Annotated in this window: 26 protein-coding genes and 1 pseudogene; 12 read left to right on the forward strand and 15 right to left on the reverse strand. The window is 76.7% G+C overall.

Annotated elements, in window-relative coordinates; translation table 11 throughout:
* Positions 1–29 precede the first annotated feature (29 nt).
* Positions 30–500, reverse strand: coding sequence for a MarR family winged helix-turn-helix transcriptional regulator (locus ACYQBY_RS13270; RefSeq protein ID WP_459644319.1), 471 nt, complete (start codon positions 498–500; stop codon positions 30–32).
* An 83-nt stretch (positions 501–583) separates the two neighbouring features.
* Between ACYQBY_RS13270 and ACYQBY_RS13275 the strand changes: the two genes are divergently transcribed.
* Complete coding sequence (locus ACYQBY_RS13275; protein ID WP_459644320.1) at positions 584–955, forward strand: cupin domain-containing protein; 372 nt, start codon at positions 584–586, stop codon at positions 953–955.
* A gap of 6 nt (positions 956–961) precedes the next feature.
* Here ACYQBY_RS13275 and ACYQBY_RS13280 read toward each other — a convergent pair whose 3' ends face one another.
* Positions 962–1,915, reverse strand: a complete 954-nt coding sequence (locus ACYQBY_RS13280; RefSeq protein ID WP_459644321.1) for an ATP-binding protein — start codon at positions 1,913–1,915, stop codon at positions 962–964.
* 131 nt (positions 1,916–2,046) lie between these two features.
* On the opposite strand from ACYQBY_RS13280, the gene ACYQBY_RS13285 reads away from it, so the two are divergent.
* Positions 2,047–3,210, forward strand: coding sequence for a magnesium and cobalt transport protein CorA (locus ACYQBY_RS13285; protein WP_459644322.1), 1,164 nt, complete (start codon positions 2,047–2,049; stop codon positions 3,208–3,210).
* 61 nt (positions 3,211–3,271) lie between these two features.
* Here ACYQBY_RS13285 and ACYQBY_RS13290 read toward each other — a convergent pair whose 3' ends face one another.
* From ACYQBY_RS13290 to ACYQBY_RS13305, 4 genes are all read right to left on the reverse strand, one after another.
* Positions 3,272–4,477 (reverse strand): ScyD/ScyE family protein, encoded by a 1,206-nt coding sequence (locus ACYQBY_RS13290; protein WP_459644323.1) that lies wholly within the window; start codon positions 4,475–4,477, stop codon positions 3,272–3,274.
* A gap of 232 nt (positions 4,478–4,709) precedes the next feature.
* On the reverse strand, positions 4,710–5,585 hold the full coding sequence (gene ppk2 / locus ACYQBY_RS13295; RefSeq protein ID WP_459644324.1) for a polyphosphate kinase 2: 876 nt from the start codon (positions 5,583–5,585) through the stop codon (positions 4,710–4,712).
* Positions 5,586–5,702: 117 nt separating this feature from the next.
* Positions 5,703–6,392, reverse strand: coding sequence for an SIMPL domain-containing protein (locus tag ACYQBY_RS13300; protein WP_459644325.1), 690 nt, complete (start codon positions 6,390–6,392; stop codon positions 5,703–5,705).
* A gap of 72 nt (positions 6,393–6,464) precedes the next feature.
* Positions 6,465–7,109: a MarR family winged helix-turn-helix transcriptional regulator gene (locus tag ACYQBY_RS13305; RefSeq protein ID WP_459644326.1), complete on the reverse strand. Its 645-nt coding sequence runs from the start codon at positions 7,107–7,109 to the stop codon at positions 6,465–6,467.
* 116 nt (positions 7,110–7,225) lie between these two features.
* Here ACYQBY_RS13305 and ACYQBY_RS13310 point away from each other — a divergent pair, with 116 nt between their 5' ends.
* The 8 genes from ACYQBY_RS13310 (at position 7,226) to ACYQBY_RS13345 (ending at position 14,236) form a co-directional block, all read left to right on the forward strand.
* Complete coding sequence (locus tag ACYQBY_RS13310; RefSeq protein ID WP_459644327.1) at positions 7,226–7,789, forward strand: carboxymuconolactone decarboxylase family protein; 564 nt, start codon at positions 7,226–7,228, stop codon at positions 7,787–7,789.
* A gap of 118 nt (positions 7,790–7,907) precedes the next feature.
* Positions 7,908–8,783, forward strand: coding sequence for an LLM class flavin-dependent oxidoreductase (locus ACYQBY_RS13315; RefSeq protein ID WP_459644328.1), 876 nt, complete (start codon positions 7,908–7,910; stop codon positions 8,781–8,783).
* A gap of 49 nt (positions 8,784–8,832) precedes the next feature.
* The gene (locus tag ACYQBY_RS13320) at positions 8,833–9,183 is read left to right on the forward strand and encodes a sigma factor-like helix-turn-helix DNA-binding protein (RefSeq protein ID WP_459644329.1); all 351 of its coding nucleotides are present in this window, start codon (positions 8,833–8,835) and stop codon (positions 9,181–9,183) included.
* Positions 9,180–10,226 (forward strand): hypothetical protein, encoded by a 1,047-nt coding sequence (locus ACYQBY_RS13325; protein WP_459644330.1) that lies wholly within the window; start codon positions 9,180–9,182, stop codon positions 10,224–10,226. Before ACYQBY_RS13320 ends, ACYQBY_RS13325 begins: the two co-directional genes overlap by 4 nt.
* Before the next feature lie 85 nt (positions 10,227–10,311).
* Positions 10,312–10,650 carry a hypothetical protein gene (locus tag ACYQBY_RS13330; protein ID WP_459644331.1) on the forward strand — a complete coding sequence of 113 codons (339 nt, stop codon included), beginning with the start codon at positions 10,312–10,314 and terminating at the stop codon, positions 10,648–10,650.
* A 62-nt stretch (positions 10,651–10,712) separates the two neighbouring features.
* Positions 10,713–11,759, forward strand: coding sequence for an LOG family protein (locus tag ACYQBY_RS13335; RefSeq protein WP_459644332.1), 1,047 nt, complete (start codon positions 10,713–10,715; stop codon positions 11,757–11,759).
* Positions 11,756–12,898 carry an endonuclease/exonuclease/phosphatase family protein gene (locus tag ACYQBY_RS13340; protein WP_459644333.1) on the forward strand — a complete coding sequence of 381 codons (1,143 nt, stop codon included), beginning with the start codon at positions 11,756–11,758 and terminating at the stop codon, positions 12,896–12,898. Before ACYQBY_RS13335 ends, ACYQBY_RS13340 begins: the two co-directional genes overlap by 4 nt.
* A gap of 126 nt (positions 12,899–13,024) precedes the next feature.
* Positions 13,025–14,236 carry a serine hydrolase domain-containing protein gene (locus tag ACYQBY_RS13345; RefSeq protein WP_459644334.1) on the forward strand — a complete coding sequence of 404 codons (1,212 nt, stop codon included), beginning with the start codon at positions 13,025–13,027 and terminating at the stop codon, positions 14,234–14,236.
* Positions 14,237–14,276: 40 nt separating this feature from the next.
* Here ACYQBY_RS13345 and ACYQBY_RS13350 read toward each other — a convergent pair whose 3' ends face one another.
* The 8 genes from ACYQBY_RS13350 to ACYQBY_RS13385 form a co-directional block, all read right to left on the reverse strand.
* Positions 14,277–14,918, reverse strand: a complete 642-nt coding sequence (locus tag ACYQBY_RS13350; RefSeq protein WP_459644335.1) for a maleylpyruvate isomerase family mycothiol-dependent enzyme — start codon at positions 14,916–14,918, stop codon at positions 14,277–14,279.
* 31 nt (positions 14,919–14,949) lie between these two features.
* A complete protein-coding gene (locus ACYQBY_RS13355) occupies positions 14,950–16,206 on the reverse strand; it encodes an arginine deiminase (RefSeq protein WP_459644336.1) in 1,257 nt (418 codons plus the stop codon).
* Positions 16,207–16,521: 315 nt separating this feature from the next.
* Positions 16,522–17,682 (reverse strand): cell wall-binding repeat-containing protein, encoded by a 1,161-nt coding sequence (locus ACYQBY_RS13360; protein WP_459644337.1) that lies wholly within the window; start codon positions 17,680–17,682, stop codon positions 16,522–16,524.
* 270 nt (positions 17,683–17,952) lie between these two features.
* Entirely contained in the window at positions 17,953–19,341 is a 1,389-nt protein-coding gene (gene chrA / locus ACYQBY_RS13365; RefSeq protein WP_459644338.1) for a chromate efflux transporter, read from the reverse strand.
* Between the two features lie 29 nt (positions 19,342–19,370).
* The gene (locus ACYQBY_RS13370; protein ID WP_459644339.1) at positions 19,371–19,802 is read right to left on the reverse strand and encodes a chromate resistance protein ChrB domain-containing protein; all 432 of its coding nucleotides are present in this window, start codon (positions 19,800–19,802) and stop codon (positions 19,371–19,373) included.
* Positions 19,799–20,287, reverse strand: a complete 489-nt coding sequence (locus ACYQBY_RS13375) for a Chromate resistance protein ChrB (RefSeq protein ID WP_459644340.1) — start codon at positions 20,285–20,287, stop codon at positions 19,799–19,801. The genes ACYQBY_RS13370 and ACYQBY_RS13375 overlap by 4 nt, the downstream gene beginning before the upstream one ends.
* 19 nt (positions 20,288–20,306) lie before the next feature.
* Positions 20,307–21,947, reverse strand: coding sequence for a hypothetical protein (locus tag ACYQBY_RS13380; RefSeq protein WP_459644341.1), 1,641 nt, complete (start codon positions 21,945–21,947; stop codon positions 20,307–20,309).
* The gene (locus ACYQBY_RS13385; protein WP_459644342.1) at positions 21,944–22,702 is read right to left on the reverse strand and encodes a glycosyltransferase family 2 protein; all 759 of its coding nucleotides are present in this window, start codon (positions 22,700–22,702) and stop codon (positions 21,944–21,946) included. The genes ACYQBY_RS13380 and ACYQBY_RS13385 overlap by 4 nt, the downstream gene beginning before the upstream one ends.
* 101 nt (positions 22,703–22,803) lie before the next feature.
* Between ACYQBY_RS13385 and ACYQBY_RS13390 the strand changes: the two genes are divergently transcribed.
* Positions 22,804–23,139 (forward strand): VOC family protein, encoded by a 336-nt coding sequence (locus ACYQBY_RS13390; protein WP_459644343.1) that lies wholly within the window; start codon positions 22,804–22,806, stop codon positions 23,137–23,139.
* A 22-nt stretch (positions 23,140–23,161) separates the two neighbouring features.
* Positions 23,162–23,377, forward strand: a pseudogene (locus ACYQBY_RS13395) (VOC family protein); the annotation flags it as partial.
* 43 nt (positions 23,378–23,420) lie between these two features.
* Here ACYQBY_RS13395 and ACYQBY_RS13400 read toward each other — a convergent pair.
* A complete protein-coding gene (locus tag ACYQBY_RS13400; RefSeq protein WP_459644344.1) occupies positions 23,421–23,882 on the reverse strand; it encodes an ATP-binding protein in 462 nt (153 codons plus the stop codon).
* Positions 23,883–23,984: the final 102 nt, after the last annotated feature.

Here is a 23,984-nt window from a genome sequence, read left to right on the forward strand (position 1 = left end):
GGCCGGCACGACGGGCCCGGCGGGCGGGGTCACCACACGGGGCGCAGGCGCAGCGGGGTCTCCAGCGCGCCGCCGTCCCGGGCGATGGCGGTGAGCGCGGCCCGCAGCGCCCGCGCGCCGTCGGCGCCGAGGAGTTCGTCCACCTCCGCCTCGACCTGCGCCCAGGCGGCCGTGGCGGCGGAGACGGCGGCCCGTCCGGTGTCGGTGAGGACGGCGAGGCGGGCGCGGTGGTCGCGCGGGTCGGGCCTGCGCTCGACGTAGCCGGCGCGCTCGAGGCCGTCGAGGAGCTGGGCGGCGGCCTGCTTCGTCACGCCGAGGTGCTCGGCGACCTCGGTGCCGGAGGCACCGCCGGTGCTGGCCAGGAGCTGGAAGGTGTAGCCGTGGGCGGGTCGCAGGGTGGTGCCGCCCCGGTCGAGGTGGCGGTGGGTGCGGTCGAACACGACGCGGGTGGCCAGCAGCAGCAGCTCCGGCAGGCCGACGCCGGGGGGTGGTGCCTCCACGGAACTCCTCGGTCAAGGTGCTTGACCGGGGCGGTACCCGGTCCCTACGGTCTCAGTCAACCACTTTGACCGAAGGAGACGTCATGCCCCTCGTCCGCGACGCCGACGCGCCCGCCCACACCGCCCACGGCTTCACGTTCCGCTCCCGCGCCACCCCCTCCCTCGGGTCCTCCCAGGTCGCCCTGTGGACCGTCGAGGCCCCGCCCGGCGCCCGCTCGCCCCGCCACGCCACCAGCGCCGACGAGGTCTTCGTCGTGCAGCGCGGCGAGGTCGTGCTCGTCCTCGACGACGGGGACCTCGCCCTGGCGGCCGGGGACACCTTCGCCGTCCCCGCCGGCACCGCCTTCGCCCTGTCCAACCCCGGCGGCGAGCCCGCGCACCTGCTCGCCTGCACCACCGCCGGGATGCACGCCGTCGTGGACGGGCGGCGGCTCAGCCCGCCCTGGGCCGCCTGAGCACCCTCACCCCGCCGCGGCGGCGCGGACGCGGGCGGCGATCTCCCGCAGGTACCAGCGGCGGAACCGCGCGTGCTCCTCCAGGCCCGCGGCGGCCGCCAGCCCGCCCTCGGCGTGCAGGCGCACCGCCTCGTCCAGCGCGTCGCTGAGCTCCAGGGCGGCGTCGGCGTCGGCGGCCGTCAGCTCCAGCTCCAGGTCCACGGCGTCGAGGTCGTGGGCGACGGCCCGCAGCGCCTCGTGCCGCAGCTGCGAGCGCAGGCTCTCCGCCGCCCGCGCCGCCGCATCCAGCCGCCGCGCGAGGTGCAGGTGCCGGGACGACCTCCCGTCGGCGCCGGTCCGGGCCTCGTCGCTCAGCAGCAGCAGCTGCAGGTCGCGCAGGACGTCCTCCCCGTTCGCGCGCGACACCTGCAGCGGCTCGGCGGGCACCCCGCGCAGGACGACGTGCACGCGGCGCTCCTCCTGCTGCCCGGCACCACCCTCCGCGGCGACGTCACCGAACGCCTCCTCGTCGAACGCCGCCCACATCTCCAGCAGGTCCTCCGGCGAGGGCTCCTCCGCGGGCCCGGCCGCGGCCTCGGAGATCTCGAACCACACCGTCTTGCCGCCGTCCGGCACCGGGTCCGCACCCCAGCGGGCCGAGAGGGCGTCGACGAGGATCAGGCCGCGCCCGCTCACCGCCGTGCCGGAGAGCAACCCGGGGCTGGGCAGCACCGGCGAGCCGTCCGAGATCTCCACGCGGGCCCCCGCGCCTGCCCCCGCGACCCGCACCACCATCGGGGTGCGGGCGTGGATCACGACGTTCGTCACCAGCTCCGCGACGGCCAGCTCCGCGTCGTCGACCAGCTCACCGAGCCCCGACCCGCGCAGCGCCTCGGCCACGAAGGAACGGGCGGGGCCGACCGAGGCCGCCTCACCGGGCAGCCGCAGCTCCAGGGGCGGGGCGGTGGAACAGGCGGGCACCTTTCCAGACTGGCACGACGCGCCCCCCCACACCTCCCCGGGTGGGCGCGCGGGGGCCTCCGGCGGGCCGTCCGGCGGCCCCGCCTGCCCGTACCCTTCCGGTGCCGCCCCGCCACCAGGAGGTCCCGCCCGTGCCGTCCCGTCCCGCTCCCCGCTGGCTGGACCGCGCCCTGGGGACGCTGGGCTGGTCGCTCGCGCCGGCCGGGGGCGGGCCGGACCCGGCCGGAGCCGTCCCCGCGCAGCTCCCGCCGCCGCGCCGGACCGGCGCACGCCCGCCCGTCGCGCACCGGCTGGACCTGCGCGCCATGGAGGGTCTCGACGCGCGCCTGCCCGTCGTGGACTGCCGCCTGTACTCCGGTGGGCGCGTCCACCCCGTCCAGCACCTCGGCAGGGCGCTGCAGACGGCCGAGCGGCACGGCGGGTTCGTGTGGATCGGCCTGCACGGGCCCAGCGCCGCCGACGTGGCCCGCCTCGCCGAACCCTTCCGCCTGCCCGCGGCGGCCGTCGAGGACGCCGTCACCGCACACCAGCGACCCAAGATCGTGGACTACCCGGGTGTGGTGTTCGCCGTCGTCAAGCCCGTGCGCTACGTCGACCGCCAGGAGGTCGTCGACGTCGCGGAGGTCGCGGTGTTCCTCGGCCGCACCTTCGTCATCGCCGTCCGCCACGGGGAGTCCGACATCCCGTCACGGGTGCGGGCCGAGCTGGAGGAGGACCCCACCCCCACCCTCGAGGGGCCCGAGGTGGTGCTGCGGAGGTTCGCCGAGCTCGCCGTCGCCGGGTACGAGGAGGTCGTCGACGCCATCGCCACCGACGTCGACGACATCGAGGCCCAGGTCTTCAGCGGCGACACCGCCGACCACGCCGAGCGCATCTACAAGCTCAAGCGGGAGGTGCTGGAGTTCAAGCGGGCCGTGGCACCCCTGGCCGGGCCGCTGGAACGGCTCGACGGGGACGACGGGGACGCCCGCTGGGGCGTGCACGAGGACCTGCTGCGCGCCACGGAGGCCATCGAGGGCTACGACGCCCTCCTCACCGACGTCCTGCAGGCACACCTCGCCCAGGTCGGGGTGCAGCAGAACCGCGTGGCGGTGCGGCAGAACGAGGACATGCGCAAGATCTCGGCGTGGGCGGCGATCGCGCTGGTGCCGACCGCCATCGCGGGGATCTACGGCATGAACTTCGAGAACATGCCGGAACTGCGCACCCGGTACGGCTACTTCGTGGTCCTCGCCGTCATCGCCGCGGTCTGCGCGGCGCTGTACGGGGTGCTGCGCCGGCGCAACTGGCTCTGAGGTCCCCGCGCGGCCGCGGCCGCGCGGGGCCCTCAGAGCCGGAGCCGGTCGCGCTCCCGGCTCAGAAGGACAGACGCCAGATCTGGCCGCCGGGCATGCCGGGGCCCTGCGCACCGGCGGGGGTGCCGTCGGCGTCGGAGACGCTGAACGCGGAGACGTACACGCGGCCGGCGCGGTCCACGGCCAGGCCCGCGGGGAACGGCACGGGTACCGTGGTGCGCCCGGCGTCCGTGACGCGCACCACGTCCCCCGGCGCGCCGGGACCCGGGCCGGGCACGTCGTCGCCGGGGCCCTGCGGAGGACCGTCCGGACCGGGGGCCGACCCGAACAGCTGCGAGACGTACAGCGCACCGGCCCGGTCCACCGCCACGCCGGTGATCCCGGTGAAACCACCCCAGCGGCGCAGCTCGCGGCCGTCCGGGGAGTACTTGACGACCTCGGCGGCGCCGGGCTGCTCGCTGCCCAGCCCGCCCACGTAGACGTTGCCGGCGTGGTCCCTCGCCAGCGACGTGGGGACGAACTCGGGCGTCTCCTCGTCACCGGCCTCCGTCGGGTACGCCGCGAAGACGCTCACCGGGTCGGCCACCCCGGGCGCGAAGGAGATCCTCCAGACGGCGTTCGCGGCGGCGTCCGCCACGAGGGCGTAGCCCGGCGACCGGCCGGCGGAGGGCACCACGAGCACCGCGTACGGGTTGGACTCGATCTGCGCGCCGTCGGGATTCTTCGCGACCTCGGCGGCCCCGAGGTCGGTGGAGAGGTGGATGTGGCCACGCCCGGTGAACAGCAGCCGGCCGAGCTGCTCGAGGGACCCGGGCGGGGGGACGAACCCGGGCGGCAGGGCACCCGGCGGGGGTGCGGTGGTCTGCACGACCGCGTACCCGCCGGGCACCTGGGTGGCGGCCACGCCGTCGGCGCCCACCGCGAAGCTCCCCGACGGCCCGGCGATGGAGGTCAGGCCCGTGGCGATCCGCTGCGGCCGGACGTTCCTCGCCTTCGCGGGGTCCGGGATCCTGCTGATGCCTCCCGTGAGACCGACGCACACCTGCTCCTCGCCCTCACCGAAGCAGGTGTCACCGCCGCGGCCGGCCTCGGCCACGACGAGGGCGGAACCGCTGTGGTCCCAGCCGAGCTGGCGGGGGTTGTCCAGCCCGGTCGCGACGACCGCGGTCCGGACGGGGGACGGGGCCGCCGCGACGGCCGCGGGAACGGTGAGGGGCGAGGTGAGCGCGAGGGAGAGGAGGGCTGCCGGTGTGGTGCGTCGTCGCATCTGGAGCTCCCGAGGAATCGGTGGAGCAGGCGTGGACACACCGGCGCACCGGCACGGGCGGTGGACGGACCGGTTTCTGCGCCGCTGGTGCCGGGGCCGGGCGCGACGAAGCCTCGTCCCGGCGACAGGGGGTGTCAAGGTCTTGTGCCGCTCCGGAGCACGGCGGGAGGATCGGGGTTCGCCGCGCCTCCCCGTGTCCCGGCGCGTCCGGTGTCCCGGCGCGTCCGGGTCCTCAGCGCGGCAGCTGCAGCGACGGCGGCTGGTCCGGGCGCAGGCCGGCGTCGAAGATGGCCGGGTTGTGGATCACGATGAGGTCGTCGGGGGTCCCGACCACCCCGGGGTCCTTGGTGTCGTAGTCGAACTCGCTCAGGACGTGGCGCATCGCCTCGACGCGGGCACGCTTCTTGTCGTTGCTCTTCACGACCGTCCACGGCGCCTCGTCGGTGTCCGTGTACCAGAACATGGCCTCCTTGGCGGCGGTGTAGTCGTCCCACCGGTCCAGGCTGGCGATGTCCGTCGGGCTGAGCTTCCACCGGCGCACCGGGTCGGTCTGCCGGTTCACGAACCGGGTGCGCTGCTCGGAGCGGGAGACGGAGAACCAGAACTTCACGAGGTGGATCCCGTCGTCGACGAGCATCTGCTCGAACAACGGGGTCTGCCGCATGAACTCCTCGTACTCCTCCTGCGTGCAGAACCCCATGACCCGCTCGACGCCCGCGCGGTTGTACCAGGAGCGGTCGAACATCACGATCTCCCCGCGGCTGGGGAGGTGCTCCACGTAGCGCTGGAAGTACCACTGCCCGGCCTCGCGCTCGCTGGGTTTCTCCAGGGCGACGACCCGCGCACCGCGGGGGTTGAGGTGCTCGGTGAACCGCTTGATGGTGCCGCCCTTGCCGGCGGCGTCCCGGCCCTCGAAGAGGATGACGAGCCGCTCGCCCCTGCTCCTGATCCAGTTCTGCAGCTTGAGCAGCTCGATCTGCAGGGCGTACTTCGTGCGGTCGTACTCCTTGCGCGTCATCTTCCGGTCGTAGGGGTAGTCCTCGCGCCAGGTCTCCTCCGGCGCACCCCCCACGTCGATCAGGACGTCCACGCCCGCTGCGTCCGCCACCTGTCGCCACCCTCCGCTCGGCCCTCCGCGGCACGGCACCCCCCAGCCCGGTCCGCGTCCGCGCACGGCGCCCCATGATGCCCCGGCCGGCCGCGGGGGGCATCCGGGAGCGGCCGCTCACAGCACCGGCGGGAGCGCCTCCAGCAGCGTGTCCAGGTCGGGGACCGTCATGCGGAACCGGGCGCGGACGGCGCCGTGGGCCCGCTGCCGGACGGGGCGCAGGTCCAGCTCGGCCAGTCCCCCGCCGGCGGCCGCGGTGGCGGACAGCGCCTCCTCGTGGCCGCGGGCGTACGGCAGCCCCCCGGGCCCGTCGGCCGGGTCGCTCAGCTCCAGCAGCTCGGTGAGGGTGCAGCCCAGGGCCGTGGCGTGCTCCTCGGCGCGGCGCAGGGCGTCCTGCACCGCGGCGCGGCGCGCACGGCGGTGCACGTCGCTGTCGGGGCGCAGCTGCCAGGTGGGGCCGGAGAAACTGCCGCCGTCGAGCACGCCCAGCACCGCGAGGACCTCCGGCAGCAGCGGGAAGTCGGTGACCTCCACGCGCAGCTCCGCGGAGGCGACGAACCAGGGGGGCCGCCGCAGCGAGATCGGGTCGCTGTAGCGGGGGTGCACGCTCACCGACCCGGTCTCGACGTTCACGCCGTTGCCGAGGGCGACGAGGTTGTGCCAGGCCCGCTTGTGCAGGTCCCCGATGCGGCTGAGCACGTGGGCGCGGTCGCGCTCCTCCGCGGTCAGGGTGGCGGTGAACACGGCGAGCTCGGGGTCGGCGTGCACGACGGCCTCACCCAGCACGGTGACCAGCGGCCCCGTCACGGCGTCACCTCCTGCGCGTCCGGCGTCCCCAGCATCCTGACACCGGGCACGGCCGGGCGCAGGCCCGGCGGCTCAGGCGCTCTCGTGCTCGGCGCAGTCGACGCGCAGGTCCCCCGGCCCCAGGGGTGCACCGAGCAGCGCACAGGCGTGGGGGGCGGCGGTGCCGGGGGCCAGGTCGCGCCGGAAGAACCGGCAGGTGGTGCAGGTGCGCGCGACGCCGATCACGCCCGCGCGGTGCAGGTCGGCGACGAGGTCGAGCAGGAGGGGCAGGGCGCTCTCCTTGCGGGCCCGGGCCCCGGGCCCGTCGTGGCCGGCGAGGGCCGCGGCGAGGGGGTCGGCCGGCCCGAGGGCGCCGCGGACCACGTCGTGCCCGGCGTCGGTGAGGGCGAGGACCTGTCCGCGCCGGTCGCCGGGGACGGGCGCGGCGGTCACGAGGCCCTTGCGGCGCAGGGCGGCGACCGCGTCGCTGACGGTCGGTGCGGTGACGTCGAGCTCGGCCGCGAGGGCCCCGGTGCGCCGGCGCGCGGGCGGGGCGTCCCGGAGGCACCCGAGGAGCTGGGCCTGGATGGGGCTGAGGCCCGCCGCGGACGCCCGCGCGCGCAGGGCGCCGCGCTGGGCCGCACCGAGGCGCTCGACGGCGGCGGCGAGCCGGGCGTCGAGGCCGTCGGGCACCGCCGCGGCGTCCTCCGCGACGTCCCGGGGCGGGGACGGTTCCACGACGCCACGATACGACAGATAGGACTCCTCACATACTTGTTAGGAGTCCTATCTAGTGCCTATGCTCCACCCCACGGCGATCCGCCGCAGAACCCGCACCCCACCCAGGAGGACCCGTGTCCCGCCTCGCCCCCGTCGACCACGCCACCGCCTCCGGCCGCAGCCGCGAGCTCCTCGACCGCGTCGAGCGCTCCCTCGGCACCGTCCCGCTGATGACGCGCGTCATGGCCACCAGCCCCGCCGTGCTCGACGGCTACCTCGCCCTCGCCGGGGCCCTGGCCCGCGGCTCCCTCGGCGCCGCCGTCGCCGAGCGCGTCGCCCTCGCCGTCGCCGCGGAGAACGACTGCGGGTACTGCGCCTCCGCGCACACCGTCCTCGGGGCCCGCGCCGGCGTCTCCCCCGACGAGCTGGACGCCGCCCTGCACGGGCGCTCGCAGGACGAGCGCACCGCCGCGTGCATCGCGCTGGCGCTCGCCGTCGTGCGGCAGCGCGGCGCCGTCGCGGACGGGGACCTCGCCGCCGCCCGCACCGCCGGCCTCGACGACGCCGCCATCGCCGAGGTCGTCGCGCACGTCGCGCTGAACGTGCTGACGAACTACCTCAACTCGCTGGCGCGCACGGAGATCGACTTCCCGGTGGTCGACCTTCCCGGTCGCACCGGGACGCACCGGGCCGCCTGAGCCGGCCCCGGGCCCGCCCGCCGCTCCGCGCCCCGCGCGAGCGGCGGGCGGGCACCCGTCTGCTAGGCATGGCCCCGACGACCCGACGACCGGGCCCGGACCTGCCAGGAGAGCGACGATGACGACCCTCGGTGCCGTGTTCCTCCCCCAGCTGCCCCCCGAGCGGCTCCTGCCCGTCGCCCGGGCCGCCGACGCGGCCGGGCTGGAGGAGCTGTGGCTGTGGGAGGACTGCTTCCTGGAGGCGGGGATCTCCACCGCCGCCGCCACCCTGGGGGCCACGGAACGCCTCGCGGTCGGCATCGGCCTGATGCCCGTCCCGCTGCGCAACGTCGCCCTCACCGCGATGGAGCTCGCGGGCCTGCACCGGATGTTCCCCGGCCGCCTGCACGCCGGGCTCGGCCACGGCGTGCAGGACTGGATGGGGCAGGTCGGGGTGCGGGTGGAGTCCCCGCTGACGCTGCTGCGCGAGCACGTCGAGGCCCTGCGCGCGCTGCTGTCCGGCGAGGAGGTGAACCGCTCCGGCCGCTACGTGCACCTGGACCGCGTGCGGCTCGGCTGGCCGCCCGCGCCCCTCCCCGCGATCCACGCCGGGGGCCAGGGACCCCGCACGCTCCGGCTGTGCGGGGAGGTCGCCGACGGCACCCTCCTGACCGCCGACCTCGGCCCGGACGGGGTCCGCGCCGCCGTGGAGCTCGTGCAGGAGGGCCGCCGCGCCGCCGGCCGCGAGGACGTGCCGCACCGCGTCACCGTGTACCTGCTCACCGCCACCGGGCCCGGCGCCGCCGAGCGCCTCGACGCCTCCCGCCGCTCCTGGGACATGGACCCCGCCACCGGCGCGGGCGTGGCCGGGGACGCCGCCGCCGTCGCCGAGGCGGTGAACCGCTGGGCGCAGGCCGGTGCGGACGCGGTCGTCCTGCAGCCCACCGCCGACGACCCCGACCCCGAGGGGTTCGTGCGCTTCGCCGCCGAGCAGGTCCGGCCGCTGGTGGGGTGAGCGCCGGGAGGGAACCCGCCGGGGGGCCCAGGTCCCTCCAGGGGACGTGATGCCCCGCACCCGCACCCGGGACGACGGCTCCGGACCACCCGGCTTCGCCGAGTACGCCGCCGCCCGCTACCCCGCCCTCGTCCGCCTCGGCACCCTGCTGTCCGGCGACCCCCACCACGGCGAGGACCTCGCCCAGCTCGGCCTGCTCGCGGAGCTGCCCGCCCCGCAGCGCCTCGTCCTCGTGCTGCGGTTCTGGCTCGACCTCAGCGAGCAGGACACCGCCGACGCCCTCGGCTGCTCCGTCGGCACCGTCAAGTCCCGCACCTCCCGCGCCCTGGCACGCCTGCGCGCGACCTCCCCCGACCGGCCCGGCGCCGGGGTCCGCCCCGGGAACGGAGTGCTGCGGTGAACGACACCGACGTCAAGGACCTGCTCGCCTCCGCCGCACGCACCGCCGTGCCGCGTGAGAGCGACCCCGTCGGCGCCGTGCTGCGCCGCCGCACCGCAGCCCGCCGCCGCGCCACGGCGTGGGCCGTCTGCGGGACCGCCGCCGCGTGCGCCGTGCTGGCCGTCGCGGGATCGCTGCCCGGCGGCTCCGCCGTGCGGCCGGACCGGCTGCCCCCCGCGACGCGGACCGCCGAGCCCGCGCCGCCGTGGACGCCCGCGCCGCCCGCGGTGACGGAACGCGGCATCAACGGCGTGGAGGTGACGGCGGCGGGGTACGAGGCGGTGCGCCGGGACGAGGCGGAGCTGTGCCCGGCCCCCGGGACGGTCGTCGTCTCCGTCGTTCCCGGTGGCCGGGGCTGGTGCGAGGAGGGACACGGCGCCGTCGTCCAGCCGCTCGCCCGCCGCGACTGGCAGACCGGGTACCCCGCGGAGCCCGGGATGCAGCTGCGCAGCGGTGTGCCCCTGTGGTTCACGGACGGGCCACCCGCGCGGTTCGGCGTCGGGGTCGCCACCCTCACCCTGCCCACCCGCGGGGTCTCCGTCGTCGTCACCGGTACCGCGGAGCAGCGGCGGGAACTGCTCGACAGCGTCACCGTCGCCCCCGACCCGGGCGAACGCGACGCCCCTGTCCTCGCCACCGGCGAACCCCTCACCTTCGGCCGGCTCACCGACGGACCGGGCAACGGCGACGGCGGGGACTCCGCCGACCCGGAACTCCTGCGGCGGATCGCCGAGGCCGTGGACGGCGCGCCCCGGCTGGAGGGGGAACCAGGCTGCGTGCCCGCCCACGCGGACTTCGTCCAGGTGGACCTGCAGACCTCCCCCGACTCCGACCCCGCCACGGCACCGGTGGGCGGGTACACCTACCTCGCCGCCGACATCACCGGCCGCTGCGACCTGGTGTTCTCCAGCACCGGCGCGGTGGTGCGCCCGGACCCGGCCGGTTTCCGGGAGCTGCTGCGCCGCCTGCAGGGGAGCAGGGCCTGCCCGGACTGCGGGCGCTGACGACCTCCGGGCGGGAGACGGCAGCGGCTGCTCGCGCCGGCCGCCGCACCGCGCGGGAGCAGCCGCCGCTGCCTACAGTCGCCGGGTGGAACAACCCGTGACGCCCGACGGGCGCTACCTCGTGGTCCGGGGCCGGCTGTGGCGGCGCTCCGACCCGTCGCTGGACCCGGCCCGGCGGGAGGAGCTGGTGGCCGAGCTCATGGCGGCCCGCCGCGCGAAGGGGGTGGCGATGCGCGCCGGGGACGAGGAGGCGCGGGAGGCCGCCCGGGCCCGGGTGGACGCCGCCAAGCACGCCCTCGGCGAGCGGGGCCCCGTGTGGTGGGACGACGGGACGCCGGACCTGACGCGGCACCTCGCCCGGAACACGCCCTACGCGGCCTGGTTCACCACCCTGCCGGAGGGCGGACCCGGCGCGGAGGGCTGAGCGCTGGCAGGCTCGGGGTGCGGCGGCCACGATGGCCGTCCCCGACAGCGAGGAGGCCGGCCGTGGACGCGAACTCCGCAGACCCGCCGTTCCAGCCGGTGCGGCACTCCCTGTACGTGCCGGAGGAGCTGCTCGACGGCTTCGACCCGGCCGACCCCGCGAGCCTGGCCCGCACCCTGGACTTCCGCTCGTACCGGTACTTCGTGCGCAGCGGGCGCGCCGCCCCGCACGACCCGTACGCCGACATGATGCAGGCGCTGCACGACAACTCCGTCGCCCGCGCGATGTACGCGTTCCTGGCCGCGCGGGCACGGCCCACCGCGGCCATCATGGGCGGGCACCGGGAGCCGCGCGGCTCGGGGCCCTACCGGCAGATCGCCGCGCTCGCCAAGCGCCTCACCGAGGGCGGCTTCCTCATGGCCAGCGGCGGCGGGCCGGGTGCGATGGAGGCCACCCACCTCGGGGCGCTGCTGGCCGGCCGCGGGGACGGGGAGCTGGACGACGCCCTGGAGCTGCTCGCCGGGGAGCCCGTGCTGCCGCACGCCACCGAGGTCGTGGACCCCTCCGGCCGGGTGTCCGGGGAGCTGGTCGCCGCGCTGCACCGCTGGACCGTGCCCGCCGTGACGGTGCGGGAGCGCTACCGCGACGGCGGGGAGAGCCTGGCCGTGCCCACCTGGCACTACGGCCACGAGCCGTTCTCCCCCCTCGCCAGCCACATCGCGAAGTACTTCCTCAACAGCATCCGCGAGGACGTGCTGCTCGCCCTGGCGACCAACGGCATCGTCTACACCCCCGGCCGTGCCGGCACCCTGCAGGAGGTCTTCCAGGACGCGGCGCAGAACTACTACGCCACCGAGGACTCCCCGTTCGCGCCGATGGTGTTCCTCGGGGTGGAGTTCTGGACGAGGACCCTGCCCGTGGACGCGCTGCTGGAGTCCCTCTTCGCCCTCGGCGGGCAGCGGGAGCGCTACCGGGAGATGGTGCTGTTCACCGACGACCTCGACGCCGTCGTGGAGTTCCTCACCGCGAAGCGCCCCGCGCCGGCGGCCGCGGCGGCGCGCCTGTCCCACCTCGGGTTCGGCAACCACCCGGAGGACGCGCAGTGGTGAGCAGCTACCGCATCGCGACGTTCAACGCGGAGAACCTCCTGCACCCCGGGGTGTTCTTCGCGGGCCGCGGGGACGCCGCGCCGTACCCCGAGGAGCTGTTCGCGGACAAGGCGCGCTGGATCGCGTCGGTGCTCGACGAGGGCCGGGTGGACCTGGCCGGGCTCCAGGAGGTGTTCAGCGCCGAGGCGCTGCGCCGCACCGTCGCGGCCAGCGGGTACCTGCGCGGTGCCTCCGTCCTGGCCCCCGGGATCGACCGCGGGGAGAACATCACGGCCCGCGAGGACGGGGGCGAGGAGGCCACCGGCCCGCACGTGGCGCTCGTGACGCGGTTCCCCGTCCTCTCGTGCGAGGCGGTGCGCGACTTCCCCGGCCACGTGCAGGTCCCCGTGCAGCTCGTGGACCACCGCCCGCGCGACGGCGACGCCGCGGACGGTGCCGTGCGGCGGTTCCAGCGCCCCGTGCTGCGCGCCCGCGTCGTGCTGCCCGGGGACGTGCCGGCGACGGTGCTCGTGGCGCACCTGAAGTCCAAGCGGCCGAAGTACCTCTCCGACGAGGACCCCCGCGACCCCGTCGCGCAGGCCGCCGGCCGGGTGCGCTCCCTGACGCTGCGGGCCGTGGAGGCGATGGCGCTGCGGGCGATGGTGGTGTCCCTGCTGGACGGGCCGGACGGCGGGCGCGGGGAGCCCGTCCTGCTGCTCGGCGACCTCAACGACGACCTCACGGCCGTCTCCACCCAGGTCGTGGCCGGGGAGGAACCGCCGCGCTACCTGTCGGCGCAGCGCAGGCTCGCCGCCTCCGACGTGCAGCTCTACAGCGTCCACGACATCCAGGGGCTGCGCAGCTACCGCGACGTGGCGTACACGCACATCCACGACGGGCGGTACCAGCTCCTGGACCACATCTTCGTCAGCCAGGAGTTCCTCGCGGAGTTCCCCGGCCGCGTCGGGGAGGTCGTCAGCACCCGCGTGTTCAACGACCACCTGCACGACGAGCGGTTCTCCGCCCCGCGGGAGCGGCCCGGCGTGGTCGTCGACGGGGAGACGCTGTGGCTGCCGTCGGCGCGCTCGGACCACGGCGTGCCGGTGACGGAGGTGGTCGTGCCGGAGCCGGCGCAGCCCTCGCCCCAGGAGGAGGGCTGAGCGGCGCAGCCCTCGGCTCCGGGGAATCCGCGACCTTCGGATGATCACGCCACGACGGACGGCGGTCGCCTCCCCCACCCGCGCCCCGGGAGCGTCGGGGCACCACCGACCACGGGGAGGAACCCGATGAGCACCACGACGACCCGGCGACGGCGCCGGGCGGCGGCCGCCGCCCTGTTGAGCACGACGATCCTGGCGATCCCGGTGGGAACCGCCACCGCCACCGCCGCACCGACCGCCACCGCGCCCGATGCCACCGCGTCCTTCCTCGGCGCACCCACCGCCACCGCACCCGCCACCACGCCCGGGCGCGGCGCCGACCGCGCCGTCGCCCAGCGCGCGCTGGACGAGCTCGCCGCCTCCGGCGCGCAGGGCGTGCAGGCCCGGCTCACCGACGGCAGGCACCAGAGCGTCCTGCGCAGCGGCACCGCCCACCACGGCCGGAGGACCCCCGTCCCCCTCGACGGCCGGTTCCGCGCCGGCAGCATCACGAAGGTGTTCGTCGCCACCGTCGTGCTCCAGCTCGTCGCCGAGGGGAAGGTGCAGCTCGACGAGCCCGTCTCCCGCCACCTGCCCGGCCTGCTGCCCGACGGCGACCGCATCACCGTCCGCATGCTGCTCCAGCACACCAGCGGACTGGAGAACTACACCGACCAGGTCCTCGGCGACGCCCTCTTCGCCGACCCCGCCACGTACGAGAAGGCCCGCTACCAGCACCACGAGGCGCGTGACCTCGTCGGCCTCGCCACGAAGCTCCCGCTGCGGTTCCAGCCCGGCACGAGGTGGGAGTACTCCAACACCAACTACCTCGTCGCCGGGCTGCTGATCGAGAAGATCACCGGCCGGCCCTACGGCGAGGCCGTCCAGCGGCGCATCATCGGGCCCCTCGGCCTGCGCGGCACGTCCGTCCCCGGCGACACGGTGGCCCTGCCGCCGCCGCACGCCCACGGCTACGCCCGCATCGGCGGGCAGGTCGTCAACCTCACCCGCCTCAACCCCACCGTCGCCGGGGCCGCCGGGGAGATCGTCTCCACCACCGCCGACCTCGACCGGTTCCTCGACGCCCTCCTCGACGGGGAGCTGCTGCCCGCGGCCCAGCTCGCGGACATGAAGCGCACCACCGCGGTGTCCCCCCAGTACGGGCTCGGCCTGGTGGTGACCCCCACCAGCTGCGGGGTCACCACGTACGGGCACACCGGTGGGATCCCGGGCTACCTCAGCGTCGCGTTCAGCACCGCCGACACCCGCAAGAGGGTGGTGGTCTCGCTCACCACCGCCCCCGACCCCGGGGAGTTCCGCGGCTCCGACCAGCTCGTCGACGGGGCGTTCTGCGGCTGAGCCACGGCCCGCGCCCCGGTTCCGGCCGGGGCGCGGGACCTCACGCGGTGGCGCGTCCGGTGAGGGTCGCCACCCCGGGACCGGTGAGCTCGCCGGGGCGGACCGGGCGCCCGGACACCGCGAGGAGCAGGGCGAGGGCGGACCCGTGCACCTGCGGCCCGGACCCCGCGTCGACCGGGGCGTCCGGGGCCACGAGCCGCAGACCCGCCGCGCGTTCCCTCCCGCCGCCCATCCGCACCGTCGTGCGGAGCTGGTGCCCCAGCGCGTCCGCGACGTGCGCGGCCGGGTAGCTCCCCGCCAGCCCGGCGGCCCGCCGGACGTCCTCCCCGTGGACGAAGGCCTCCACGAGCCGGGTGGCGAGCGGCGCCGGCGGGGTGCTGGTGAGCGTCACGACGGACCGCAGCGCGGCGAGGGTGTCCCGGGGGTCCTCGCGCCGCTCCCGGGCGATCCCGAGGGCGTTCTGCCGGTCGAAGTCGAAGCGGGCGACGGCCATGTCCCGCAGGAAACCCCACCTCGTCGTCCGGGCGGTGTCGACGAGGTGGGCCACGACGTCGTGGACGTCCCACCCCGGGCAGGCGGTCGGGGCGCCCCACCGGTCGGGCGGCAGGTCCGCCAGGTCCCGGGCCAGCGCCGCGCGCTCGGCGTGGACGACGGCCCAGACGGCGGTGCGTCGTGCATCCATGCACCCAGTGGAGCAGCGGGGTCCGACAGGCTCAGGCGTCCCGCGCCACCGGGCACGTCATGCAGTGCCCGCCGCCGCGGCCCTTGCCCACCTCGAAACCCTCGATCTCCACGACCTCCACGCCCGCACGGCGGAACGCGGAGTTCGTGCCGGTGTTGCGGTGGTAGGCGACCACGACACCCGGCTCGATGCACACGACGTTGTTCGCGTCGTGCCACTGCTCCCGCTCCTGTTGCGCCGCGTCCCCGCCCGTCGGGACCACCCGCAGGTCCCGGCGCGCCAGGCCCAGGGCCCCCGCCACGGCGGTCAGCACGTCACCCTCCTCGCGCACGTCCACCCGGCCGGGACGCTCCCCGGCCCGCATCGTGTACGCGCGGGCCTCCTCCACCACCGGCAGGTAGGCCGTGACGGCGTCCCGGTCCAGGAACGTCAGCACCGTGTCCAGGTGCATGAAGGCCCGCTCGCTGCGCAGCGCCACCGCCACGACCCGTTCGGCGGCCCCGTCGTCCAGCAGCCGCGCCGCGAGGCGCTCCACCATCTGCGGCGTGGAGCGCTCGCTCATGCCCAGCAGCACCGCCCCGTTCCCGACGGGCATGACGTCCCCGCCCTCCACGGACGCGCCGGAGAACTCCGCCGGGTCGAACTCCCCGTCCGCCCCGCGGTGCGGGTACCAGAACGGGGAGCCGACGTCGCGGAACCTCGGGTGGAACCGGTACACCGCCGCGACGTTGACGACCTCCGGCACCCGCGCCGGGGAGGACATCGTGCTCAGGCACACCCCGCCGTACACCCACGACGAGGAGTCCCGCGTGAACAGGTGGTTCGGCAGGGGCGGCAGCACGAAACCCTGCGCCCCGGCCGTGACCGCCGTCAGCGAGCGCGACCCGGTGCCGCGCTCGGCGAGCTCCCCCCACGTCAGGCCGCCCACGAGGTGCACCGCCAGGTCCTCCGCGCCCAGGGAGTCCAGCGCGGCGCGCACGTCGTCCACCGCGCCGGGCCCCACGGTCGTGGGCGTCACGGCCCGCTCCAGGACCCACGTGCGCGCCTCGGCGGAGCGCAGCGTCTCGGTCAGCAGGTCGTGCAGGTGCAGCACCTCCACCCCGCGGGCCCGCAGCTCGGCGACGAACTGGTCGTGCTCGTCACGGGCCCGGTCCACCCAGAGCACGTCGTCGAACAGGAGCCGCTCGCGGTTGCTGGGGGTGAGCCGCTCCAGGCTCAGGTCCGGGCGGTGCACCAGGACCGTGCGGAGCCTGCCCACCTCCGAGTGCACACCGGGGACCGCGCTCATGCCTGCATCCTGTCCCGGACCGGCTCCCGCCCGCGCGGTGGGTCGGTGCGTCCCCTCCCGCGCCCCTCTCGCCCATCTCCGGGTATGGGCGCACCAGGGGCCCCCTCTCCCCGCCCATCTCCGGGTATGGGCGCACCAAGGGCCCCCTCCCCCCGCCCATCTCCGGGTCTTGGCGCACCAAGGGCCCTCTCCTGCGCTCGAACCCGGAGACGGGCGGTCGGGCAGCGCGCGCCCCGCGCTCGAACCCGGAGACGGGCGGGGGGAGGGTGGCCGGTTCCCGGGCCGGCCGCCGGGGGGAGCCGCGGCGCTGCGCGATCAGGGGACGCGCGGGCCGACGGCGTTGACGGCGGTGCGGACCTGCCCGGCCACGGCGTCGGTGAGGACGTCGGCGCCACCCATGACGAACGCGCCGTTGGTGGGCAGGCGCGGGTCGGCCAGCAGCTCCCGGGCCCGCTGCTGCAGCTCGTGCCGCGCGGTGAGGACCACCACCGGCGGGCGGCCGTCGTAGAGGTTCAGGTCCGAGTGGGCGAGGGTCCCGGCGCCGACGAGGGCGTCGGGGAAGTCGCTGCCCGTGGCGACGACCACGGTCTGCGCGGGCTCCTCGCCGGTGCCCAGCCGCAGGCGGATCGCCAGGGCGGAGGTCTCGTACCGGTCGCGCCCGGCGACCGCCGAGACCCGGGTGTCGACGTCGCTGCGGAAGTACGTCGTGGCGGGGTCCAGCTCACCGGCGAGGGCGGCGGGGCCCCCGACGGCGGTCAGCCGCACCGGCACGTCGAGGTGCAGGGCGCGCCCGTCGGCGTCGCCGCGGCAGCGGGCGATCTCCCGCAGGGTGGCGGGCGGCATCGTGTAGCCCCTGCTGAACAGCAGCGGCAGCCCGGTGCTCGCGGCGGTGAGGGCGTCGGGGAAGTCCAGGCCGGTCGCGAGCGCATAGGTGCACGGGCGGCCGGGAGTGCCGACCTCCGGGCTGACGAACTCGGCGATCGCCGCGGCCGTCGCGTAGCGGTCGGCACCGCCGAGCCGGGTGACGTCGTGCCCCATGCTCCGCAGCTCCGCGGCGACCCCGGCACCGATGACGTCCTCCGTGCCGAGGATGAACACGGTGACCCGGGGAGCGAGGACGCGTTCGAGCTCGGCGCGCACCCTGGGGTCCAGGCGCGTCCCGCGCGTCAGCAGCAACGGGCCGTACCGCGCCGCGAGTGCGGTGCCGGCCAGGGCGTCGGCGTAGTCGTCGGCGCGGGCCAGCACCGCGCCACCGGCGGAGCCGCGGGGCAGGGCGGTGCGGGAAGCTGCGACGGCGGTGTCGATGCGGTCCGGCCCGGCGACGCGCGTGACGGGCTGGTCGCGCACCTGCGTCCCGGACAGCGGCGAGCGGGACGGCGGGGCGGCCGCCGCGTGCCCGGCGCCGAGCACCAGGGCAGCCGCCGCGGCGGCGGCCGGGGTGAGGAACCGCACCGTCCTGCGCCGTGCCCTGCCCATGCCGCCTCCACCGATGGCGTCGCCGATCCCGTTCCGGACGCCGGCGGTCCCGCGACCGCGGCCCTCCGACCGTAGCGAACCGGCCCGTTTCCGCGCCCGCGCTCGCGCGCCGCCCGCCCATCTCCAGATTCGGGCGGTCCAGATGCGCCCGATCGTCGCCCGGACCCGGAGAAGGGCGGGGAGGCACCGCCCGATCGTCGCCCGAACCCGGAGAAGGGCGGGGAGGCACCGCCCGATCGTCACCCGGACCCGGAGACGGGCGGGGGAGGGTCAGGGCAGCAGCAGCGTCCCCAGGCCCAGCAGGGCGCACACCCCGAGCGTGCGCAGCACCGACCACCTCAGCTTGAAGATCATGACGCCCGCGGCGGCGGCGATGACGACGGACGCCCAGCGCACCGAACCGAGGACCGGCAGCTCCACCGACAGCGGCCCGGCGGAGGCGGTGGTGGTCGCGGCGAACAGGGTGTGCAGGGCGAAGTAGACGGCCAGGTTCGCGATGACGCCCACCACGGCGGCGGTGATACCGGTCAGCGCGGAGGACAGGGCCCTGTTGCTGCGCAGCCGCTCCACGTAGGGGGCGCCGAGGAAGATGAAGAGGAAGCACGGCACGAACGTCACCCAGGTGGTGAGCAGCGAGGCCAGCACGGCCGCCACCCACGGGTCCAGGCCGCCGGGGTTGCGGTAGGCGCCGAGGAACGCGACGAACTGCACCACCATGATGAGCGGGCCGGGTGTCGTCTCGGCCAGCGCCAGGCCGCGCACCATCTCCCCCGGCGCCAGCCACTGGTAGCGCTCCACGGCCTGCTGGGCGACGTAGGCGAGGACGGCGTACGCGCCGCCGAACGTGACGAGCGCGGTGCCGGAGAAGAACAGCCCCTGCTGGGTGAACACGCTGTCGCGGCCCGTCCACAGCGCGACGGCGAGGACCGGGACCGCCCACAGCACCAGGCCGATCGCGAGGACCTTCACCGCGCGGGCGGCGGAGGGCTTCTCGGTGTGCAGGACGTCGTCGGAGATGACCGGGGCGGGCCCGTCGGCGGCCTTGCCGTGCCCGCCGCCGGCACCGGCCAGGACGTGCGGGGCCCAGCGGCCCAGGGCCCAGCCGGCGAGGGCCGCCACCGCCACGACGAGGGGGAACGGGGCGGAGAACGCGGCGAGCGCGACGAAGGCGCCCACGGCGAGGCCCACCAGCGCGCGGTGCGCCAGGGCTCGCTTGCCGACGCGCAGGACCGCCTGCACCACGATGGCCAGCACGGCCGGGGCGAGGCCCGCGAACAGGGCGCTCACCAGGGCGGTGTCCCCGGCCGCGGCGTACAGGACGGACAGCGCCAGCAGCGCCACGACCCCGGGCAGGACGAACAGCGTCCCCGCCACCAGGCCGCCGCGGGTGCCGTTGAGCAGCCAGCCGGTGTAGATCGCGAGCTGCTGCGCCTCCGGGCCGGGCAGGAGCATGCAGTAGTTCAGCGCGTGCAGGAACCGCTTCTGCCCGATCCAGCGCTTCTCGTCGACGAGGGTGCGCTGCATGACGGCGATCTGCCCGGCGGGGCCGCCGAAGGTCTGCAGGGAGATGGCGAACCACGTCCGCACGGCCTCGCGGAACGGCACCAGGTCGCGCTGGTCGCCGCCCGCGGGACGCAGGGCGGTCTCGTCGGCTGTCACAGGGTCTCTGCCTCTCGGGAGTTCGGTGCTCAGGCGGGCTCGCGGCCCAGGAGCAGGGCGCGGTGGAAGTAGGCGTGGAGGCCGTCGAAGATCGGCCCGGACACGGCGAGCGTCTCGGGGTCCGTGCCGGTGAGGGACAGCCCGCGCAGCACGACGTCGAGGCCCGGTGCCTCCGGCGCGTCGAACCGGCCGTCGTCGAGGTCGGCCTCGTGGACGATCTCCGCGATGCGCCACAGCACGGGGTCGGTGAGGTCGCGCAGGCGCAGGATCGTCTCGAACGTGCAGTCGCCGCCGTGGTGGCCGAGGTCCACCCCGCGCATGTCGAAGGGCGTGGCGTCGGCGGGCACCTCGGAGGGGTCGGCGACGAACACGAACTCCGCGTCGGGGTCGACGAAGCGCCGGATCAGCCAGGCGCAGGCGGCGCGGTCGATGTGGACGCCGGCCCTCGTGGCCCACCTCACGCGCTCACCCTCCCCTGCGCTGCGACCCCCTGCGCTGCGGCGAGGTCCCGCAGGGCGGCTGCGGCCTCCTCGCGCTCGGGCGGGGGGAAGAAGTCGCGGCGGCCGACCTCGCGCCACTGCGCCCGCAGCCGCTTCAAGGCGCGCTGGGGGTCCCCGGCGGTCAGGGCCTCGCGCGCGGCGGCGGCCAGCTCGCGGTACTCGGCGGCGCGGGCGTCGGCCATCGAACGGGCCAGCGCACGTTCCTGGGCGGCGGCCGCGGGGCGCGCCAGCCACACGGACGCGGTGCCACCGGCCTCGAGGACCTCCTCGGCGACCCACTCCAGCTGCTCGCGGGTGCGGGCGTCGGCGGGCAGGGCCACGAGGCCGTCACCGAGCTGGGCCACGCCGAGGCGCTTGAGCCGCCGCCACACGGCGATGCGCGGGGCGGAGGGCTCGCGGGGCGTGCGGTGGCTTAGCAGCACCCACTCGCCGGGGGAGGACGGCACGGCCCAGATGTAACCACGGTTACAACGCCTGGTCCAGCTCACGCCGCCGCGCCAGCACCGCGCCCGCCACCGCCACCACCAGCACCGCCCACGCCGCCCAGGGCCCCACCTCCCGGCGGAACCCCAGCGTCAGCGCCTCCACCGCCGGGCTCATCCCCTCCACCAGCCCCGGCACGTACGCCAGCGCCAGCACGCCCGCGCGCACCACCAGCAGCCGGTCCAGCCACGACGGCGCCAACAGCACCAGCGGCCCCCACAGCAGCGCGTCGTACCAGGGCAGCACGTACGGCCCCGCCAGCAGGTACACCAGCACCAGCGCCACCGTCGCCGGCGCCGCGTGCCGCACGACCTCACCACCGGGCGCGCGCCCCGGGAGCGCCTCCCCCAGCAGCGGGCGCCGCGCCAGCAGCGCCGGCCACCACGCCGCCAGCAGCACCGCCCCCAGCACCAGCACCCCCGGCAGCAGCAGGCCCCGCGGGTACCCCGCCTCCACCGGCGGCCGCCACACCGTCGCCAGCGACACGAACCGCCCCGCCGCCCGCACCTGGTCGTACACGTGCGCACCCGCCCACACGTGCGCCGGCACCAGCACCAGCAGCGCACCCGCCAGCCCCGCCAGCACGTGCCGCGCCCCGAACCCCGGCTCGCGCGCGGGACGCGGTGGTGGGGTCCCCCGCAAGCGGGAGGTGCCCCCAGTCGCGTCGCGCGACACCGGCGCGTCGCCCGCGCAACGTCCCCGCCGACGTGTGCCTGTGGAGCCGGCCCAGCCGCCCGCGGGTCCACCCGAGCGCCACCACGCCCACAGCAGCCCCGCCCCCACCGCGCCGTACGGCAGCTTCGAGCCCACCGCCGCGCCCAGCAGCAGCCCCGCCACCAGCGGGCGACGCCACGCCAGCAGCAGGCACCCCAGGGCCGCCGCACCCGCCACCACGTCCAGGTGCGCACCCAGCACCCCCACGCCCAGCAGCAGCGGGTTCAGCGTCCACAGCACCGCCGCCCGCGCCCGCGCCGCCTCCCGGCCCCGCAGCGCCACGTGCAGGCCCGCCGCCGCCGCCAGCCACGAGGCCGCCACCACCAGCTGCCACAGCCACACCGTGCGGGCCACCGACTCCCCGGCCACCGCCGAGATCCCCGCCAGCAGCGCCGTCGCCACCGGCCCGTACACCGCGACCGTGTCCTCCCACGGCGCGCGAACCGCCGACACCACCGGGTCGGCAGCACCCGACGCGCCGCGGAAGTCCTCCGGCGCCACCACGTACGGGTCCGCGCCCAGCGCCGCGATCCGCCCGTACGCCGCGTAGCTCAGGTGGTCCGCCGACCCCACCGGCGGCACCAGCACCAGCACCCCCGCGGCCAGCGCCCCCGCGGCCAGCACCCGCCGCGCCGGCGGGCGCCACCCCCGCGCCACCGCCGCCAGCATCAGCCACGTGCCCGCCGTGGCCGCCAGCACCGCCACCGCCTGCACCGCCGAGACCAGCGCCGACGACGGCCGCCCACCCAGGCTCAGGGGCACCGCCCCCGGCCCGAGCCCCGGCACCGCGGCCGACTCCCCCAGCACCGCCACCACGACCCAGGCCAGCAGGGCCACCAGCGCGCAGGCGCAGCCCGCCCGCGCGCGGCCCGCCCACGTCGAGCCCGCCCGGGGTCGCGCGGCGGTCACCGCCCCGCCGCGCGCCGGCCCCACCGCCGCGCCGCCAGCGCCAGCGCCACGTCCCGGTACTGCCGCCCGCGGTGCAGCTGCGCGCGCCAGTTCCTGCCCGTGACCCGGTGGTGCAGGTCGCACGGCACCTCCACCACGCGCAGGCCCGCGCGCAGCAGGTCGATCGTCATGGCCGTCTCCACACCCCAGCCGCGCGCCAGCGGCCGCGCCGCCTCGAACGCCGCCCGCGTCAGGCAGCGCATCCCCGACAGCGGCTGCTGCGGCGACCAGCCCACGGCGGCGAGGGTGCCCGAGCGGGCCAGGTTCACGACCAGCCCGCGCCCGCCGCCCGCCGTGGCCTGGCGCGGCAGGACCGCGATCGTCATGTCCGCCTCCCCCGCCAGGACCGGCACCGCCAGGGGCGCGGTGTTCGCGGCGGTGTCGCCGAGGTCGGCGTCGACGAACAGCAGCGCCCGGGGGCCGGCTCCGGGGCTGGAGGCGTCGTGCACCGCGACCGTGCGCGCACCCGTCTCCATCGCGGCGGCCTTGCCGCGGTTGCGGGGGTGGCGCACCACGAGCGCCCCGGCGGCGCGCGCCACGGCGGAGGTGGCGTCGCGCGAGCCGTCGTCCACGACGACGACGAGGTCGACACCCTCGATGCGGGAGGCGGAGCGGACGGTCGCCCCGATCCGCTCGGCCTCGTCCTTGGCGGGGACGACGACCGCGCAGCGGCCGGCGGGGGGCGTCACGTCGGGACCGGGCTGGTCGGGCTGCACGGGGGCGAGGCTAGTGCGCGGGCCGCACCGCCCCGGTGGGGGACGGGCGCCCACCTGACCAGGACCGGTGATTCCGCGCCCTGCCGGGAGTCCGTCCTGTCATGACCTTCACCCACGTGCTCGCCGGATCGCTGGTGAGCGACCTCACGACCGCGGAGTCCTGGTACTCCACCCTGTTCGACCGGGGCGCGGACACCCGGCCGATGAGCGGGCTGCTGGAGTGGTACCTGCCCGACGGCAGCGGGGTGCAGGTGTTCCACGACCCCCGCCGTGCGGGGCGCTGCTCGCTGGTCCTGCGGGTCGACGACCTCGACGCCACCGCCGAGCGCCTGACCCGGGCCTCCGTCCGGCACCCCGGCCCGCAGTCCGGCGGCGGTGCGCGGATCCTGGAGCTGAGCGACCCGGACGGCAACAGCGTGGTGCTGACCGGCGCGTGACCCCCGGCGGCCTGCGCCGGCGCGTGGCGCGGGCCGGGGCGGGGAGCACTCCTGGGCGCTGAACTTCAGGGTCGACGACCTCGACGCGATGGTCGGGCAGCTGCGGGGCGGCGGCGTCGCCGTCGAGGCGGACGCGGAGGTCTACCCGAACGGCCGGTTCGCCTCCCTGCAGGACCCGGAGGGCAACCAGGTCCAGCTCTGGCAGCCGGACGGGGCGGACCTGCACCGGCCCGCCTGAGCGCCCGCCCCGGCGGTCGCCGCCCCGGCCCGCGGGAGGCGGGTCAGGCGGGGACGCGCCGCCGCGGGCCGCCGAACGTCGCCCACACCGTGCGGGAGAAGTCGTCGAGGTCCTGCACGACCCCCCACTCGGAGGCGAGCCGGTCGACGAGGCCGAGGCCCCGCCCGTTCGTGTCGGAGTCCGCCGCCTGCATTAGGGCCACCGCGCCACCGCCGCCGTCGGTGACGGACACCTCCACGTGCCGGTCGCCGCACGTCCCGCCGGGCAGCAGGCGGCAGGCCACCTCGATGCCGTCGGCGCTGTCGCGGCACAGGGGCCGCGCGTGCCGCACGGCGTTGCCGACGATCTCGGAGACCACGACCTCGATCTCCGCGCGGGTGGCCTCGTCCAGGCCGGCGTCGTCGAGGACCTCGCGCAGCAGGTGCCGCGCCCGCGGCACGGACCGGGTCTCGTGCGGCAGCGTCGCCCAGTGGCTGGCCGGCTGCACCGGTGTGCCCTCTGCCATGTGTTCCTCCCGGGGTCGGCGAGCCGTCGCGCCCGGGAGCGCCCCGGGCCCGCCGCGGCCGGGAACCCGGCCGCTGACGCTCAACCGGTACCCCGGCGCGCG

Source organism: Kineococcus anabasis (assembly GCF_054590795.1).